The organism is Salmonella sp. SJTUF14076, assembly GCF_015534835.1.
Classification (GTDB): domain Bacteria; phylum Pseudomonadota; class Gammaproteobacteria; order Enterobacterales; family Enterobacteriaceae; genus Salmonella; species Salmonella enterica.
On record NZ_CP064674.1, the window covers coordinates 2,570,698 to 2,584,602 of the forward strand.

Sequence of the window (13,905 nt, forward strand, 5' to 3'; positions counted from 1 at the left end):
ATCACTCGGTGAGTATTTGGTGTAATTTTTCTATAAGTAGCTCGGGTCCGCATACTTCATCCTTACTTTGTCGCAAAAATGTGCAAATATCCGGATAGGTATCAATGGCTTTGTCAGTATCAGTATCAACTCCTCGCTGGTATTCCCCAATGCGTATTAATAGTTCAACCTCCTGGTAAAGCGCCAGGCACCGTCGCAATATCGCCGCCAGTTGACGATGCTCATGGCTGGTAACGACTGGAAAAACGCGGCTGAGCGTTGCCAACACGTCAATGGCAGGATAATGCCCCCTCTCTGCAAGCCGTCGGGATAGCACAATATGTCCGTCAAGCAGTGAACGGACTTCATCCGCCAACGGCTCATTCATATCATCGCCTTCCACCAGTACCGTATAAAATGCGGTAATACTGCCTTTTTCCCCCATTCCTGTACGTTCTAAAAGTCGTGGCAATGCACTAAATACGCCTGGCGGATATTCTCCAGAAACCGCGGTCTCTCCGGCGGCCAGAGCGATTTCCCGTGCGGCCCTGGCATAACGCGTCAGTGAGTCGGCAAGCAAGACGACTCGCTTTCCATTATCGCGAAAAAATTCTGCTATCGTGGTGGCCACAAACAGCGCCCTCACGCGCTCTAAGGCGGGTCTGTCAGAGGTTGCGACAACAATGACACAACGTTTTCGGGTCTCTTCAGACAGTGTAAAATCGATGAACTCGCGGACTTCTCGTCCACGTTCACCAATTAACACCAGAACATTGCAGTCTGCGTCTGGCGCATTACACAGCATCGCCAGAAGCGTGCTTTTCCCCACGCCAGGAGCAGAAAAAATACCCACTCGTTGCCCTTCACCACAGGTCGCAACGCTATCAATAGCGCGAATCCCCGTCATTAATGGTTGAGTGATAGGCTGTCGAACCATTGCGGGAGGAGGCATTGCATCATAGTCTTTCCAGCAGACGTCGGGCAGTTCGCAGCCATCAAGGGGACGACCAAAACCATCAATGACTCGTCCTAATAACGCTTCGCCCACGGGAACCTGATGGCGTCGCCTTAAGGCCATCACTTGCTGCCCGCAGTGAAGCCCGATAGTACTCGTAAAAGGAGATAGCAAAGCTTTGCTGCCATTAATCCCCACGACTTCAGCAAGTTCTTCTCCAGGCTTTATACAGCACAACTCGCCCATAAATACCCCAGGCAACCACGCATTTAACAACGTTGCGCTGACATCCTGAATTCGGCCCCATCGACAATAACCATCGGGGGGCGGATATTTCAGCCTCAGACGTTGCATCAATTCATTCTTCATTGTCCGCCAACTCCTCTTCGCTAAGGTCAATACTTTCTACCACTTGTATAAGGCTCTCCTCTCCTAATTCCTGCCATGACAAAATCGGTACGTCGAACAAGGTGGCTTCTGTAATTTTTCGCAAGAAACGTCGGGTGTCGACAGAAGTGACAATGAATAATTTGGTTGACTGCTTCAGCGCCTGCTCGATAAGTTGCAGGATCTGCGTCTTATGACGAGACGACAGCGCAGTATAGGTCCCCATTGCCGTCTGGCGAATGGATTCACGCACGAGGTTCTCAATACCTTCGCCTATCCGCAAAATCGGCAGCGGTTTTCCTTCCGGATTAAGACGACGCAGAATATGACGGCGAAGCGCGATACGGACATATTCTGTCAACATCAGGACATCTTTTTCACGTGGCGCCCAGTCAATTAAGGTGCCGAAAATAAGACGTAAATCTCTAATAGAAACCCGTTCTGATACAAGCCGTTGCAAAGTTTCAGCGATTTTATTAATGGGTAACTGGCGCTGAAGTTCTTTCACCAGTTCAGAGTAGTTTTTTTCCATCGCATTCATTAGATAACGCGTTTCCTGAACACCAATAAACTCTCCCATATGGCGAAGCAGGACACATTTTAATAAGGCAGAGATACGTTGGCTGCCCGCGAAAACGTCCAGTCCAAAACCTTGCGCCTTATGGGCCATGTCTTTTGTAAGCCAACAGATCTGCCCCATCCCGTTCGGTAACGTCTGGCTGTCACCCACCACACTAGCGTCCGCGCCTATCAATAAATAATCCGCCTGAGCGGGAATAGATAAACTAAATACGGGTTCCTGATATAGCAGTACCGTCAATTTTTCGGTGGGTTCAGGCAAAACCTCAATATTCACCTCAGGGAGAGGGACGCCGGTATCCTCAAATAAAAACCATCTCATGGCGTCAATATCACGAATCAGGTCGGCAGAATGTAACGTCGGGCTAAGACGTAAGATTAGAGGACATGCGCCGGGAACCATACTATCTTTTTCCGGTGCTTCGACGCCATTTGCGGAAACCACAGACTTTTTGCGGCGAATGAGGATAATTGGCAATGCTAACAACGCTGAAAAAAAAGCGAGAGTGATAAAAGGAAAGCCAGGAATTAAAGCGAGGAGCATTAAAACCACAGCGGTTAATATGAGCGACTGAGGTTGTCTGGCAATTTGAGAACTCAACTCTGTCGCCAGGTTCTGGCGTTTCTCACCCGGGACACGGGTGACAATAATTCCCGCGCTAAGGGAAATCAGCAGCGATGGAATTTGCCCACATAAACCATCTCCGATTGACAGTACGCTATAAGTGTGAACAGCCTCACTCATCGACATATCATATTGTACGATAGCGATAATGATACCGCCGATAATGTTCACCAGAACAACAATAATACCGGCAATCGTATCGCCTTTAACAAATTTCATCGCACCGTCCATCGCACCGAGAAAACGGCTTTCCTGCTGGACATGCTGTCTTAATGTACGGGCATGGTCTGCATCGATAACTCCGGCACGCAAATCGCCATCGATACTCATTTGTTTGCCTGGCATCCCATCAAGCGAGAAACGTGCGCTAACTTCCGCTACCCTCTCGATACCTTTTGTAATGACAATAAACTGCACGATAGTAATGATGGTAAATACGACCAACCCAACGGTGAGATTTCCTCCTACGACAAACTTACCGAAGGCATCCACAATATTACCGGCATTATGTTGTAACAGTACCAGCCGTGATGTGCTGATTGTGAGTGACAAACGATATAATGTAGTAATAAGTAATAAAGACGGAAATACCGATAAATCGAGAGGGTCACTAAGATAAATAGCAATTAAGAGCAGGATCACTGAAAACATAAGGTTGATAGTAATCAGGATATCAACCATCCAGGTCGGCAAAGGTAACAGCATCATCACAATAGCGATTAATAACACCGTCGCCAGAACCATATCCTGCCGACCCGCGCATACACTGAGCCACTGTTGCGCCCTGATTCCCTCACCTAACCATGAACGCATTGCGACTCCAGAAATTTTATTTGTCGATGATGTAATCGTAACCAGAGCTCGGCGGAGCTGGAAAGAGGTGGAGAACAACTCATTGCAAGCCCATCGCGCAACAAAAATAATCGTTGAGGAATACCCTGGAACGCTGCGGGTTTCCAGTTAGCCAACGCTTTAAAAAGCAGTTCTTCGTCTAAGAAGGTTTGCTTGAGTATCTGACATAAGTGAATACGACCATTATGATAGTTTAGATAGGTTTCATATTGTCCTTGCCGCCAGAACATATTGGTTGCTAAAGGCCGTACAGCTAATCCTGCTAATTGAATAAAAAGCTGAATATTACGTTCAGTAATGAGATCCCAATCCATCCTGACGCCTCATGATGAGCCAGAAAGCCAATTTACCTAAATATTGAAAGCCAGGTATCAGAATAAAACCTGATTTATCTTTACTTCACGAAGCGTTTCGAGAATTTGTTCACGTTGATCTTCGTCGTTAAAACAGTTATCGGGTATCAGCATAAACTGCGCATCAAGTTGTTGGAGTAACCGATTGAACATCTTCGATGAAGAAACTATAGCGGTAAGTCTATCAAGCAACCAATCACTGAAAAGCCAGCGCTCACAAATGATATCGAGTAGTAGCGGCAGTAATGTATTAGGCGGCAACTGGCAAATCCACTCCTCACGCTGGCACTCTTTTTCAAGGCCAAGGAATAACAGCAAACGACGCAAACGTACTAATGCTGCGGCCAAACGACTTTGCTCCGAAGGTTCGATGCATATGCTAAGTTCAAAGGCTATGGCTCTTAGCAAAATACGGACCCGTTCACAGCGATCCGGCCAGTCTGCCACGCGTCTGAACCACTGCGATAAGGGCATTTCATCGTTGTCTATCGCCTGTTGCATAAAACGTTTCAGAGAGGACAGCGTAGCGGTATCCACTTCGCCAAGTTCCAGTAAACTAAAAACGGCAAGTTCCCATCCCTCCTCCGCTGTAAGCGTATCCAGTTGCGATTGCAAATCGCGTTTTTTCTTTTTTGACAACCCGCCGGCAGTAAGCGCCATTGCAAGAGCGATAATTTGATACGCATTCTGTAAATCAGGATCACTATTCTCTTCGGTAAGCGGACGCAACGTTGCCCCATTATCCTCCTGTATTTGTTTTATCAAACGCAGCAAAGCCTGCTGTCTGCGCTCCAGTTTCTCAGCATCAATGAATTTATTACTTTCGCGCAGTTTACCACTCAGCGCCATTCCTATTTCTTCCATCGTCTCATAGAGCGCTGCCCCCGTCGTTTCCTGTAACTCCTGGAGAGCTAACATTGAAGGCGAAATAACCTCTTGTTCCTCTATAACCTGGCCAGGGGTAAATGCTGTAGGGGGCGTCATTTTTATCTCATTAATTTTAATATTCATCGCGACCTCTTTTATCTTCACCATTACGTAACCATTTCAGTAACGCGTTGAAATGACGAGAAAGTGAAAACTCAACGGCAAATCGTGTTGAGGAAAGTTCAGCCTGATCGGGAGAGAAACCAGGCTCGATAATCAACGTAAACCGCTTGCCAAAAGTTTCACGCATCAATGCCTCTTTTTCAGGATGAATACGCAAATAAAGCGCTCCCTCTTCCGCCATAGCCGTGGCCTGGCGTGCCAGACGATGGCACATAACACTGTCTACCGACTGTTGGTCGAACCAGGCCAACAGAACCTGTTCTATACTATTTTTAATATGATGCGCTGCTTGATCGACCAATGAACGAAATTGATTTTCATCGTCTTGTAAATGTTTTACATGCTGTTCCAGCCATTCCACTTCCATTTTTTCCAGCGTATTTTTACGCAACCACGCTAGTTCTTGTTGCTGCTCAACTTTCTGTTCACGCTGATAACGATAGGCGTCTCGGATGATTTTTTCAGCCTTACGGTAAGCGGAGCTCACAATAGCATGTGAAACTCTCTTAGCTTGTTGCTCTTGCGCAAATAAAGTTAATTGTAATGTTATCCACTGTGACTCAATAATATTTCGAGCGGGTAGCTTATGGTTAATTTCCGTCAGAGGAAGTGAAGTAAAACTCATAGCAAATGCTCCATGAAGATAATCTCGGTAAGAGAAGTCTTCGGCCAAAGTATACGCTGCGGAGGGGGTAATAATACTAATAGCGCATGTAAAACCGCATCGTCATGCGCTTCCCGATTAAGAATGGCGGTACCGATCTGCAATGCAGTTTGTTGCATCACTTGCGGAGGAAGTAATTTGCCATCTCTTTGCCCCAACCAACCATATAGCTGCCAGATCTCATCCTCGCTAAACCACTGTAGAAGCAATTGCCGATACTCTGGTAGCATAAAATAGTCACTACACCTGAGTTTGAATAATCCCAGCCCAAAGGCAAATGCCGATATACGCGGCGCAAGACGAACCTGCCGTTTTTGCCTGTCATTTAAACAGGCTGGAATAACAGAGCTTCCTCTTAGTCTATTTAACGCTCTGTCAAGAAGACGATCCAATTCGGGCCGATCGCCATAACGCCAGCAGTTTGAAAGATGAAAGCCCAGCTTATCCAGCCATTCCGGTACAGCGTAACGAGCAGGTTGCCAAAAATAACGATAAAGTTGCAACACCTCGGGATCAGGTCGGCTCAAAAACGGCGTCTCAGGCAAAAATAGCCGATCAGGATGCCCACTCCTAATAACAGTCCTGTCAACGATAACATCAACTGATAAGGGTATTTCATCAACCACTTCTCCACCTTCCCTTTATTGGCGTTGATCACGTCCATAATCCAGAATGTTTGTCTCGCGGGTACATCAGGTACCATTCTGAATTCAGCAGGCTGCATCAAGATACTAATCTTACTGTATTGCAACCCAGGGATTGACATCTCTATTAAATCTTTAATTTTTACCCGAAAGGCCTCCATATTGACCTGAGGTGAATATTTTATAAATACGGCAACTGAGCTCGGAGAAGCGTTACTTCCCTCATCATAAGTCGGTAGCGCAATGGTCACTTTTGCATTAATCACGCCCTCCATCTGACTCAGCATTCCTTCAATTCTTTGTTCTTTTAAAAAATTAATCTTCTGCTGTTCTTCCTGTGGTGATACCACTAACTGATTAGCCGGAAACATCTTATCCGCCGTTGTAAACTGACGATGCGGATAACCGTTAAGTCTAAGTAGCTCAACCGCATTAATAAACTGCGACTGCTCGACACGTAAGGTAACACCGTCCTCTTCCTGTTTTTTTTCCGCATCAATATGATGCTGCATAAGTAATGCCAGCATTTGATTCGCCTCATCCTCTGGCAATGAGCGATAAAGATCCACATCACATGCCGTAAGAAAGAACGTAAGGACAGTAAGAAATACTATACGATGAACCTTCATGCCATGTTATCCAGCTTATTAAGCGCTTGCGATGCTGCGCCTGATATTCTGGCAAGATAATCGACGCCTACCGTTAACTGCATATAATCCATTTGTCTGGTCAACATAACCTGCGGTAATAAAGCACTGGCGTTACTGGTGGATGCTTCATCTTTCAGCAATTGTTTAAAAAAATTAATTTGCTCCTGGCTCGGTTCTGCAGAGGACTTTACATAAGATTGAGTGCTTACAGGCACTATGCTCATATCAGAAATATTCAATTTTCAAACCCCTCATTTGGTGCAGGAAATAACATTCGTAGCGCCATAGCCTCTGGCAAATCAATATCCGATAAAATTTTCGCGGCCTTTAACGGCTCATTTAAACCCGCCAACAATAATGCCAAACATACCAACTGTAATTTTTTATCCGGAACAATAACCGTTAGCGCTGGTAACATCGCATGTACCTGGGAAATCAGGCTATGGTTAACGCCCGCAAACATGATTTCCAGCAGCAACCGTCGAACATCGTCGCTAATAACTTCAGATTTTAGCAATGATTCCACTAAGCATATCCTTGATCATTTTGATCAGTGAACTTTCGTAATTAATAAATGTAGAATACTGCTGTAAGGCAAATTGCGCTTTAATCATCGATTCTGGGTTGAGCAAATCATTACCATTCATTTTGTCATTAATGGCCTGGCCTGCCTGGTGCGCCATGTGGGAGAGCATATCCACTAATTGTGCAATATCCATAATGCTTTTCCTTAAAATAAATACATCGTAAGGATACTGGCAACATAGCAAAATTTAGAAAGCAATGAACATCCGGTATATACCTGAAAACGATTACTCCGGCGCACGTTGTTCTGGCGTCACCTGAGCCAGCAAACGATATAATGGGCTGCTGACCTGCATACCGGTCATTGCCATCCCATCCATACCGAAGCGAGTAAAACTCATTAGTCCGTAGGTAATATCATTAAGACGCTCTAATAAGTGAGGCTGTAGTCCCAAACTACCACTCCAGTATGAATGCGTCATTACCGTCGCGGTTAAGGCTAATCTACCGCCCAGGGAGACGGCTTTAGCAATCGCCATGCTTTTGCGTTGATTGACAAAACAATTAGCAATACAAAAAACGGCATTGCCTATACTGTCGTGAGCCATAGGCAAATGATGTTTATGATGGTAGATAAGACAGGCGACATCCGCGATGGCAATAGCAAGGCCAATTCCCGTCAGGGCTAAGAGCGGTGCGCCTCCACCACTTAGCACTGTTAATGCTATTCCAGCGGAACAGCATAAAATCTGTCCGCCCAAAATGACCGTTTGCCAACTAAAAATTTCTTTTGGAAAACACTCTATCACTCGTTTCGCAAGTCCGGCCAATACCCGCTCTTTTCCTTGTTGAGGTCCTATTCTACCACTCTCCATATTGGTTTCCGGATGTGGCAATGAAGGACATGGAGGTGATTCCTCAGGCGCGTTAACAGGACGTTGCCCTCCTACCTGAGCATTTGGGCTAACAGGTTTCATGGTTCTCCCCGAGATGTATGATCAGAACTGTCCATTAATGCAGGTGTAGTAGCAGATTGACAGAGCGCTGCCATTTGTTCCGCCAATAACACACTGGGATCGGCATGAAGTTCATCAACAGAATTTTCCTGATCGTCGCCAGAGGGGCGGGCAAGGCAATAATCCAGTACCGCACCTATCGCCATCAGGCTAACGGAGGTAATTACACTCCCCATGTCCAAAGAGGCCGCTATATTTTCAGCGGCGGGCAGTGAAAACTGTAGGGATAAAACCAACATAGAAATAGCGATTCCTGAACGTATTAATAAAGAAAGACAATTAGCAAGGGTGTTAGCGCAGTTAAGACTTGCCCCACATTTTAAGGCCAGCGCACTGACCACAAGAGCAACGCTATCACTGGCGGTTTGTAACGGCTCCTCTTGCTGACATATCAATTGATAATTATGATACGCACAGCAAGCATCCCCAATAGCAATCACGAGCGCCGCCCCCGCAAGAATAGCAATGGGTAATCCTGCCCCGCCAGAAATTACCGCTGCAGCAACCGATAATCCAAACACGACTGTCGCACCCAGCGCACGAATCGTGTATTGCATAAAATGTATCGCATAATCCCTCTGCTGCCTTATTTGTTCAGGCGTAAGCACCACAGGAACTGTAGGGGTGCCAGGGGCTGGAATTTCAGGGGGAGGAAACGATACCTCCTTCGCTTGTATATCGGAAGGAGGACTATTACCATCGACTATATTACTTGCCGCTGACGGAATATGAATTTTCATATTTCGTTCTGTTATTTAAGCAATAAGAGTATCAACCATTATTTGCGCATTCTGGCGAATCTCACTCCATGAGGCATCCGCATAACTCATCTTTATTGCGGTTTGAAAAGCCTCTCTCGCCAACCCGGGTTCCCCCATCATTTTGAGACAGACGCCCGTTTGGTAAACCGGCTCTGGATGGCTGGCATCCAGCATCAAGGCATGTCCATAGAAATTAATGGCCGTCGTGTATTCTTTAAGCATCATCCAGGTGCCAGCTAATGCAATATGGGCACGCCAACTCCATGGCTGGGCCATCACCAGCCAACTAAAATCGATTACGGCGCGCGAATAATCCCCCTCCTGCCATGAGGCGTAACCACTGGCATAAACGGTTTCCGGATCAACGGATAATAGCTGTTTCAGAATGTCTTCGGGTATTTTATTTTTCTGATCTTCTTTCATCATCATACCTATTGATTGTTATTTTCACGTGATAATGATTTACGTCAGGAAGGTCATTTAAAAACGTCGCTGGATAAGATGCTCGGCGGATAAAACTGTCCAGTTATCGCCATCAAGCTGTGTAAAGGTCGCTCCCATTACTGTCAGGATGCGCAATAATTTCCTGCGTAGCATGGCTTTTTTTTCATCCAGAACGTCGGTGATTATCAACATCTTTAAACATGTTAACTGCGGGTGATGCACAAATATCCCGCGTAAAAGTCCCAGTAAGTGAAACAATTGCTGTGGTCGAGGTTGCCCGGGCGTCAGGCGCCTGAACTCACAAATAATCATTTCTTTTGCCTCAATACGATAGATCACCAGGTAAGGCGATAATATAAACTGTTGCCCAAGTAATATGGCGGTCTCTCCTAAATATGCAGGCTCAGTAAACACCTGATGCCGACGCAACCATTGCTCTATTTCTTGCACCATGTTTACCTCGTTAATGCCCGGAGTATTTCAGCAAGAACCGCGACCAGTGACGACCCCACGCCGATGATTTGCTGCATAATTTCAGTTGCTTTCTCCATAATTTCCGTCAGGGATTTATTATAGGATTGGGACCCATTTTGTTGCAGGTCGGCAATCGCTTTATCTTGATCACTTTGACGTTGCGCTGCACCGGCCCCCAGGCCCATGACTCCCCCAGCTGTGTGGCCTACGGCTTGACCCGCTATAAGACCGGTCTCCCCGCCTACGGCCCCTAATCCTATCGTCAGCACGCCCGACAATATTGCGCCACCCGCAGTAATCATTGATGCTCTAAACGCTTCATCAATTGTTTTCATTTGCGTCTGTAAAACATTGACTTGTAGTTCCCAGCCCAGCCGTTGTTTTACTACGTTATAGTCGCGCATGATATTGCGCAGCTTTTTGGCAAGCTCCATTAGCTTCGTCCAGATATCATCAAATAACAGAAGCATTGATTCAGTACCCATTCCCTCCCCGGAGGGAGATGGAGTGGAAGAAGGCGTTAACAAGGAAGGCGCTGGTAATACCAGTGCTACGTTACTCGCTTCCATATTTTTATCCTCAGATTAAGCGCGACAGCCAGCTATTCTCGCCTGAACGCTACTATAGTGATCAATGGTATCTAATGCACCTCTAAGCGCGGCACCGCTACTCTTATAAAGCTCCTCTAAGCGTTTTTGTTCTATCTTTTTTTGGTCTTCCGTTTGTTGCATTATGAAATCCAGAAACCGTTGCTGAGTTATTAATTGCTCTATTTTCTTTTCGAGCTTCGCTTTATCTGCGTTAACCATGCCAGTATTCATCTGACTGGCGCCCTCGGTTGCACATCTGATAGCCTGTAAGCCTTTAAATGAACAATCACTCAGTAAGGCATACAGGATTTTTTTGAACATATTCCAGAGAACTTTATTACGAAAATTTTTTAACAGAAACTTTCCCCCTTCTTGCGCACATTTTTCCAGGGCTTCTTTTGCCGCTTCTTTTGCCATGGCTTTCACCCCCTCTTTCGTAAAACTTTTTCCCGCATTTTTTGTCATATTATTTTCTACCTTACGAGAAAACTCAGCAGACTCCTCTTCCATCTCGCCCGGCGAAACCATTTCACGTTCAATCGTCTCAAATTGTTTGGAAAAATTTTCGCTCACCTCTTCGCCAAACTTTTCAGCCAACTCCTCTATTTCTCCTTCCCCTGCACCAACCATACGCTCAACCATTTCTTCGCCTAAGCCGGAGTCAAGCACTTTTGCAGCTGCGCCAGATAAGCCTCTCGTCGCCATAAAAGCACGACCAATCTGGAAAACATCCAGTGCCATCGCGACGACTTCACAACCAACTTGAATTTTACTTGCCACGTCAATAATCGCCTGACAGGTATCATGGTCAGCACCGCACATCATTGCCGTTTCGGCTCCGGCTTTAACCATTCCTGCACAACCTGCGGCTATATAAGCTACGCCGCTAGCCATTTCTGCGGGATTACCGGACAGAAAACCTTCCACAACTTTTAAGGCGCCAATCACGGTTTCAAATATGCCGGTAATCCAGTCAAAAATAGCGCCAAAAATGCCCGCTTTACGCGCTTTATCCTCCTGCTCTATCGCTTTCTGGATCTGCTCCTGATACTCCTTTACCTGCTTATTACGCAATGCATTTTGCACCTCAGTTGCCCGCTCAAGCTGTTGACATAACGATTGAGCGTTATTACCAAAGACGTTGAGTATTAATGACGTCATCATCATTGATAAAACAGTGGGATTGATATGCAAAAAGTCAGGCAATGATGGACGCTTATGATCTCCGGGTACGGCATCAAGCAGTTGCTTCAACGCATTGCTTGCCTCCTGAAGACTAATTTTCCCTGACAGCAGACACGTGGCGTTGCCATCGCCAAAAGTAGAATTCACACGATGCTGGCGCTTTCCCAGCGAACCTGAGGAAACGCAACTGACATTGCTTAAGTGATGATGTGTTAAGGCGGTTACTCCTGCGGCGCTATCGCTATTACTGTGAATTCGATTCATTTTTAGCTCCTGTCAGAAAGTTGCTGTAACATCTTTTCTGCACGTAATCGAAGGATTTGATGTTCACTGACCTCGCCGCAAATACGCACCACGGCCTTTAACGCTTTTATTGCATAACAAACGTTATCACACGCGAGGTAGCATTCCGCTGCGGCCCATGGCGCCTGCGGCGCATCAATCTTAATTTGTGCCGCGCGTCCATAAGCGTATATCGCTTCCCCCCAATGTTTTTGAGCCTGGCAGCATTCCCCTAACCGAAACCAGTAGTCAAATGACCAGGCATCATATATCGTCAGCAATTGAAAAAGTCGCGCTGCGCCGGCGAATTCTTTTACCTCCATAAGCTGCATGGCATAGCGATACACAGTATTAAGCGGCTGTGTAACATCGTCATCCAACAACATACGCAGCGAGCCGCCACGCCGGAAAAATCGCATCGTGTCATGTGCCTGTTGTAGGGTCGGGTCTTTTTTCATGAGTACGTTTTCTGCGCTATCATACTGGAAATTTCCCCCCACTTACTGATAAGCCCTGTCAGTTGGGTAAGGACAGCGTTAAGCTCCTGAGACATTTTTTGAATTGTTATCTGCCCCTGACTCATAAGATCGGTATTCCGGTTGGCGTCATTATCCAAAGCCGCTTTGACCGCCTGTAGACCACCTTTATCCAGCTTCCCATGATCGCCATATTTAGCCATATATTCATCAATGGTCATACCATCGATGAGAATACCGTGTTCACGCATGTATATAATTACGTCCTCAGGCACCTCCTCTTTGGTTTTAGCATCTCCCTTGGCTGCTTTAGCAATCACCTCATCCATCTCATTTGACTTTTCCTGGGTATTTCTGGCACGTTCAGCGTTCTTCTGGACTTCAATAAATTTATCGTTTGCAATAGCCTGAATAACCATAAGGAGAATAAGCAAAACACCATACCCTTCGGCAAACGGATTTTGCTGGGATAAGTCATCCTGCCCCCCGGTATCAGTGTTGCTAACGCCGAAACTATTTTTAAACACAATAGGGTTTTGACTTCCCCATAAGATGTTTCCTGAAGACATTATGCTTTACCTTTTTGTTTTTCCTGACGGTATCTCCACCGGGGCTTGAGCATTAAGTTGTTTCAGTCGTACTTCAAGTTGTTTAAACAAACTTACTATTTTCTTTAAATCCTTCTCGGCCTCCTGGTTAACCCCGGCAACGCCTTGTGGAAATAGGTTATGAAGAATACTCTCTGTCTCTCTGCTCTTTTTGGGGCTCTCTGCCCTTTCAGCAAGCTGTTGACTCACCTTAGCCCGGATTTGGTGAAATTTTTTAAGACAGTGATTTAGCTGCATGTAACTTTGCTCTAAATCACGATATTCACTAAACGCAGCCTTTTTCTTTATCATCATTCCCCTCCATATACACGATAGATAATTAACGTGCTAACTAAGAGCCTATGCCATTAGGGCTATTTTACTTGCCATTTTGGTCCTGGGCAGTGCTCGCCAAAACGCGTTAGCGTTTTGAACGCCGCTTGCGGCGGCCCGAAGGGCGAGCGTAGCGAGTCAAACCTCACGTATACATGTACGCTCCGGTTTTTGCGCGCTGTCCGTGTCCAGGCTGGCTGCGCCAATTAACGCCTGGTGGGATAGGCTCTAAGATATTTTTACTTTACTCTTGCTCACTCACTACAAGTGCGCTGTTATGGTAACGATAATAAATAATGTTGATGATATTTTCGGCCTGCTCGATCGCTTCAAGCAATAAGGTGTTTTGCTGATATTGCTGCGGATCCTGTAACCTACCGTTGTTCTCTTCTAACTGTTTCCGGGCAGCCCTTAATTGTAAAATTATGCCTTTGGCCTCTTCACGCGAATGAAGCAGCAAATCTTCTAACCGGGTCAGAGTTGTCATTTTCCAC

General features: G+C 46.0%; 20 protein-coding genes. All 20 read right to left on the reverse strand.

The genetic code is table 11. From position 1 onward, the window contains the following. Position 1 precedes the first annotated feature (1 nt). Positions 2–1,303: a SctN family type III secretion system ATPase SsaN gene (gene ssaN / locus HU143_RS12530; RefSeq protein WP_000787207.1), complete on the reverse strand. Its 1,302-nt coding sequence runs from the start codon at positions 1,301–1,303 to the stop codon at positions 2–4. Continuing rightward, positions 1,293–3,338, reverse strand: coding sequence for an SPI-2 type III secretion system apparatus protein SsaV (gene ssaV / locus HU143_RS12535; protein WP_023219132.1), 2,046 nt, complete (start codon positions 3,336–3,338; stop codon positions 1,293–1,295). The genes ssaN and ssaV overlap by 11 nt, the downstream gene beginning before the upstream one ends. Next, entirely contained in the window at positions 3,323–3,691 is a 369-nt protein-coding gene (ssaM, locus tag HU143_RS12540; RefSeq protein ID WP_023219133.1) for an SPI-2 type III secretion system apparatus protein SsaM, read from the reverse strand. Before ssaM ends, ssaV begins: the two co-directional genes overlap by 16 nt. 57 nt (positions 3,692–3,748) lie before the next feature. After that, complete coding sequence (gene ssaL, locus HU143_RS12545; RefSeq protein WP_000238879.1) at positions 3,749–4,765, reverse strand: SPI-2 type III secretion system apparatus protein SsaL; 1,017 nt, start codon at positions 4,763–4,765, stop codon at positions 3,749–3,751. Next, positions 4,731–5,405 (reverse strand): SPI-2 type III secretion system apparatus protein SsaK, encoded by a 675-nt coding sequence (ssaK, locus tag HU143_RS12550; protein ID WP_023226957.1) that lies wholly within the window; start codon positions 5,403–5,405, stop codon positions 4,731–4,733. The genes ssaL and ssaK overlap by 35 nt, the downstream gene beginning before the upstream one ends. Continuing rightward, the gene (locus HU143_RS12555) at positions 5,402–5,950 is read right to left on the reverse strand and encodes a type III secretion system domain-containing protein (protein ID WP_001526945.1); all 549 of its coding nucleotides are present in this window, start codon (positions 5,948–5,950) and stop codon (positions 5,402–5,404) included. Before HU143_RS12555 ends, ssaK begins: the two co-directional genes overlap by 4 nt. Positions 5,951–5,967: 17 nt before the next feature. Further along, positions 5,968–6,717: an SPI-2 type III secretion system apparatus lipoprotein SsaJ gene (gene ssaJ / locus HU143_RS12560; protein WP_000862878.1), complete on the reverse strand. Its 750-nt coding sequence runs from the start codon at positions 6,715–6,717 to the stop codon at positions 5,968–5,970. Beyond that, positions 6,714–6,962 carry a SctI family type III secretion system inner rod subunit SsaI gene (ssaI, locus tag HU143_RS12565; RefSeq protein ID WP_023226956.1) on the reverse strand — a complete coding sequence of 83 codons (249 nt, stop codon included), beginning with the start codon at positions 6,960–6,962 and terminating at the stop codon, positions 6,714–6,716. Before ssaI ends, ssaJ begins: the two co-directional genes overlap by 4 nt. Positions 6,963–6,973: 11 nt before the next feature. Continuing rightward, a complete protein-coding gene (locus HU143_RS12570) occupies positions 6,974–7,264 on the reverse strand; it encodes an EscG/YscG/SsaH family type III secretion system needle protein co-chaperone (RefSeq protein ID WP_000444714.1) in 291 nt (96 codons plus the stop codon). Next, positions 7,242–7,457: a type III secretion system needle filament protein SsaG gene (ssaG, locus tag HU143_RS12575; RefSeq protein WP_000350226.1), complete on the reverse strand. Its 216-nt coding sequence runs from the start codon at positions 7,455–7,457 to the stop codon at positions 7,242–7,244. The genes HU143_RS12570 and ssaG overlap by 23 nt, the downstream gene beginning before the upstream one ends. Positions 7,458–7,550: 93 nt before the next feature. Then, entirely contained in the window at positions 7,551–8,240 is a 690-nt protein-coding gene (gene sseG, locus HU143_RS12580; protein WP_023226955.1) for a pathogenicity island 2 effector protein SseG, read from the reverse strand. Continuing rightward, positions 8,237–9,019 carry a type III secretion systems effector SseF gene (gene sseF / locus HU143_RS12585; protein ID WP_023226954.1) on the reverse strand — a complete coding sequence of 261 codons (783 nt, stop codon included), beginning with the start codon at positions 9,017–9,019 and terminating at the stop codon, positions 8,237–8,239. The genes sseG and sseF overlap by 4 nt, the downstream gene beginning before the upstream one ends. A 15-nt stretch (positions 9,020–9,034) precedes the next feature. Further along, a complete protein-coding gene (gene sscB / locus HU143_RS12590; RefSeq protein ID WP_000979963.1) occupies positions 9,035–9,469 on the reverse strand; it encodes a SycD/LcrH family type III secretion system chaperone SscB in 435 nt (144 codons plus the stop codon). Positions 9,470–9,520: 51 nt separating this feature from the next. After that, positions 9,521–9,937 (reverse strand): LcrR family type III secretion system chaperone SseE, encoded by a 417-nt coding sequence (sseE, locus tag HU143_RS12595; RefSeq protein WP_000249606.1) that lies wholly within the window; start codon positions 9,935–9,937, stop codon positions 9,521–9,523. 2 nt (positions 9,938–9,939) lie between these two features. Further along, positions 9,940–10,527, reverse strand: coding sequence for an SPI-2 type III secretion system translocon protein SseD (gene sseD / locus HU143_RS12600; RefSeq protein WP_023226953.1), 588 nt, complete (start codon positions 10,525–10,527; stop codon positions 9,940–9,942). A gap of 15 nt (positions 10,528–10,542) precedes the next feature. Next, positions 10,543–11,997 (reverse strand): type III secretion system translocon protein, encoded by a 1,455-nt coding sequence (locus HU143_RS12605; RefSeq protein WP_023226952.1) that lies wholly within the window; start codon positions 11,995–11,997, stop codon positions 10,543–10,545. A gap of 2 nt (positions 11,998–11,999) precedes the next feature. Next, positions 12,000–12,473 (reverse strand): SycD/LcrH family type III secretion system chaperone SscA, encoded by a 474-nt coding sequence (gene sscA / locus HU143_RS12610; RefSeq protein WP_000711030.1) that lies wholly within the window; start codon positions 12,471–12,473, stop codon positions 12,000–12,002. Further along, positions 12,470–13,060, reverse strand: coding sequence for an SPI-2 type III secretion system translocon protein SseB (gene sseB / locus HU143_RS12615; RefSeq protein WP_023226951.1), 591 nt, complete (start codon positions 13,058–13,060; stop codon positions 12,470–12,472). Before sseB ends, sscA begins: the two co-directional genes overlap by 4 nt. A gap of 6 nt (positions 13,061–13,066) precedes the next feature. After that, positions 13,067–13,393: an SPI-2 type III secretion system chaperone SseA gene (gene sseA / locus HU143_RS12620; RefSeq protein WP_000972855.1), complete on the reverse strand. Its 327-nt coding sequence runs from the start codon at positions 13,391–13,393 to the stop codon at positions 13,067–13,069. A 262-nt stretch (positions 13,394–13,655) separates the two neighbouring features. Continuing rightward, positions 13,656–13,898, reverse strand: a complete 243-nt coding sequence (ssaE, locus tag HU143_RS12625) for a YscE family type III secretion system co-chaperone SsaE (RefSeq protein WP_000210204.1) — start codon at positions 13,896–13,898, stop codon at positions 13,656–13,658. Positions 13,899–13,905: the final 7 nt, after the last annotated feature.

Bases quoted from the DNA above. Each gene is read 5' to 3' on its own strand.
- ssaN (WP_000787207.1), bottom strand. From the start codon at position 1,303: ATGAAGAATGAATTGATGCAACGTCTGAGGCTGAAATATCCGCCCCCC.
- ssaV (WP_023219132.1), bottom strand. From the start codon at position 3,338: ATGCGTTCATGGTTAGGTGAGGGAATCAGGGCGCAACAGTGGCTCAGT.
- ssaM (WP_023219133.1), bottom strand. From the start codon at position 3,691: ATGGATTGGGATCTCATTACTGAACGTAATATTCAGCTTTTTATTCAA.
- ssaL (WP_000238879.1), bottom strand. From the start codon at position 4,765: ATGGTGAAGATAAAAGAGGTCGCGATGAATATTAAAATTAATGAGATA.
- ssaK (WP_023226957.1), bottom strand. From the start codon at position 5,405: ATGAGTTTTACTTCACTTCCTCTGACGGAAATTAACCATAAGCTACCC.
- ssaJ (WP_000862878.1), bottom strand. From the start codon at position 6,717: ATGAAGGTTCATCGTATAGTATTTCTTACTGTCCTTACGTTCTTTCTT.
- ssaI (WP_023226956.1), bottom strand. From the start codon at position 6,962: ATGAGCATAGTGCCTGTAAGCACTCAATCTTATGTAAAGTCCTCTGCA.
- ssaG (WP_000350226.1), bottom strand. From the start codon at position 7,457: ATGGATATTGCACAATTAGTGGATATGCTCTCCCACATGGCGCACCAG.
- sseG (WP_023226955.1), bottom strand. From the start codon at position 8,240: ATGAAACCTGTTAGCCCAAATGCTCAGGTAGGAGGGCAACGTCCTGTT.
- sseF (WP_023226954.1), bottom strand. From the start codon at position 9,019: ATGAAAATTCATATTCCGTCAGCGGCAAGTAATATAGTCGATGGTAAT.
- sscB (WP_000979963.1), bottom strand. From the start codon at position 9,469: ATGATGATGAAAGAAGATCAGAAAAATAAAATACCCGAAGACATTCTG.
- sseE (WP_000249606.1), bottom strand. From the start codon at position 9,937: ATGGTGCAAGAAATAGAGCAATGGTTGCGTCGGCATCAGGTGTTTACT.
- sseD (WP_023226953.1), bottom strand. From the start codon at position 10,527: ATGGAAGCGAGTAACGTAGCACTGGTATTACCAGCGCCTTCCTTGTTA.
- HU143_RS12605 (WP_023226952.1), bottom strand. From the start codon at position 11,997: ATGAATCGAATTCACAGTAATAGCGATAGCGCCGCAGGAGTAACCGCC.
- sscA (WP_000711030.1), bottom strand. From the start codon at position 12,473: ATGAAAAAAGACCCGACCCTACAACAGGCACATGACACGATGCGATTT.
- sseB (WP_023226951.1), bottom strand. From the start codon at position 13,060: ATGTCTTCAGGAAACATCTTATGGGGAAGTCAAAACCCTATTGTGTTT.
- sseA (WP_000972855.1), bottom strand. From the start codon at position 13,393: ATGATGATAAAGAAAAAGGCTGCGTTTAGTGAATATCGTGATTTAGAG.
- ssaE (WP_000210204.1), bottom strand. From the start codon at position 13,898: ATGACAACTCTGACCCGGTTAGAAGATTTGCTGCTTCATTCGCGTGAA.